Source organism: Falsiroseomonas selenitidurans (assembly GCF_012103215.1).
Classification (GTDB): Bacteria; Pseudomonadota; Alphaproteobacteria; order Acetobacterales; family Acetobacteraceae; genus Falsiroseomonas; species Falsiroseomonas selenitidurans.
Genome location: NZ_JAAVNE010000120.1, coordinates 1 through 1,489 on the forward strand (window position 1 = coordinate 1; position 1,489 = coordinate 1,489).

General features: G+C 64.7%; 2 protein-coding genes and 1 pseudogene. 2 read left to right on the forward strand and 1 reads right to left on the reverse strand.

All coding sequences use genetic code 11. The features are described 5' to 3' along the window. Nucleotides 1–29 precede the first annotated feature (29 nt). Nucleotides 30–263, reverse strand: a complete 234-nt coding sequence (locus tag HEQ75_RS27590) for a hypothetical protein (RefSeq protein WP_168035327.1) — start codon at nt 261–263, stop codon at nt 30–32. Between the two features lie 155 nt (nt 264–418). Here HEQ75_RS27590 and HEQ75_RS27595 point away from each other — a divergent pair, with 155 nt between their 5' ends. Continuing rightward, a complete protein-coding gene (locus HEQ75_RS27595) occupies nt 419–991 on the forward strand; it encodes a hypothetical protein (protein ID WP_168035328.1) in 573 nt (190 codons plus the stop codon). 227 nt (nt 992–1,218) lie between these two features. Next, nucleotides 1,219–1,489 (forward strand): annotated as a pseudogene (locus HEQ75_RS27600) (hypothetical protein); the annotation flags it as partial.

A 1,489-nucleotide genomic window follows, 5' to 3' on the forward strand; every position in this document is an offset into this window, starting at 1 on the left:
GACGCGACGCCACTCGGCCATCGGCTATCTCAGCCCCGTGGCATTCGAGCGCTTGGCCGGTTCAGGCTAAACTCGGTGTCCATCGAACCGGCAGCAGGCCAATACGCGTCAGCCAGGTTACGTCCGTCGGACAGCTCGGGCCCCAGCAAGTCCTCAAACACGGCGCCGAAGGCCGTGGACATGGCATGGTCGCCGAGCGCGTCGCCGATACCGACCGCCCAGATGCCGGCACTGTCGCAGGCCTTGCCGATGTGACGATCCACGAGGTTGCCGAACGGCTCGCGCCAGTCCCACCTACGGGACCATGCGATCAGGCCTTCAAGGTCGAAGGCGCAGACAAGAGGCTATGGTCCTCGTGCGGCAGGGTCCTGCGACGACGCTCTGCCCGGGAGCAGTTACGCAAGTTGAAGCTTCCAGAATGGGTCTCGGGCGGAAGCCGGGCTCGACGGCACTGGAATCGTCCTCGGTAAAGGGTGGCTGGCAGCAGTTTTTGCTGCCGGCACCAGTGACCGAGGACACATACATGCACAATCAGAAACGCTACTTCCGCGCCAACATCATCGCGCTCAACCCGCAGCTAATGGTCACCTTCGGCTACGAGAGGTGGGCGACGATAGACCAGATGCGGTCCCACATCATCAACTTCGGTGACCAGGTCACGCGACAGGTACTCCGCGGCAATCGGTCCCGTTTCGCTGAAACGGACCGACTGTCGCTCATCGGCGTTGCGGAGGACCTCGACACGAAGCCGCAAATCTATGCTGCGGTGCTTGGACACCCGCTCATCATCGACTTTCTCCTCGGCGATGAAGCCGCCCAGCTTTGGAGAGGCGTGCACAACTGCTGCGGCGATTTCCATGCGGCGAAGATGCGCAATCGCCCGGCTACTGCCTCCTACTTCCACGCGAGGCTGCACCTCCATGACACCGTGGATCGGAGCATCCGCTATGCGCCGTGGCGGCCGGCGCCGATCCGAGCTGTACGACGGTGATCTACTGGGCGTGACCGGCTGACGTGCACTGCGTTCCTCACAGCCGCACGAGTGCCATTTGCAAATTTGCAAATCACAACTGGCAGCCGGTGCTGCTGATAGTGGGCAGGCCTCCTCTCAGCATAAGCAGTCCATGCCTCCGCCTCACGCAGATCAACATGCCCTGCGGGGAAGGGCATGGCGTCGCCGACGCAGGGCCGCGAGCTGGCGCCGACCACCCGCTGCCGATGTCCATGCTGACGGCCCTGCGCCGGGCCTACAGGGCGGAACTGCGCGACGGGCATCGGCAGGCGCCACGACCCGGCCAGCGCCCGCCTGCGGCCCTGGCAAGCGGCATCATCGGTAAGTGCCGCCGGAGCCGCCGCGCATCGGATGCAACAGCACAGCGGCGTGGGGATAAGGGCAACGCCGACAAGGCGAAGATGGTCGCCGCCATCCGAGCCCGTGGCTTCGCGCCGGCCGATGACAACGAGGCGGATGCCATCGCGCTGCTGCTCT

Excerpts from the sequence above, each read along its gene's own strand:
- HEQ75_RS27595 (WP_168035328.1), top strand. The coding sequence starts at position 419 with ATGGGTCTCGGGCGGAAGCCGGGCTCGACGGCACTGGAATCGTCCTCG.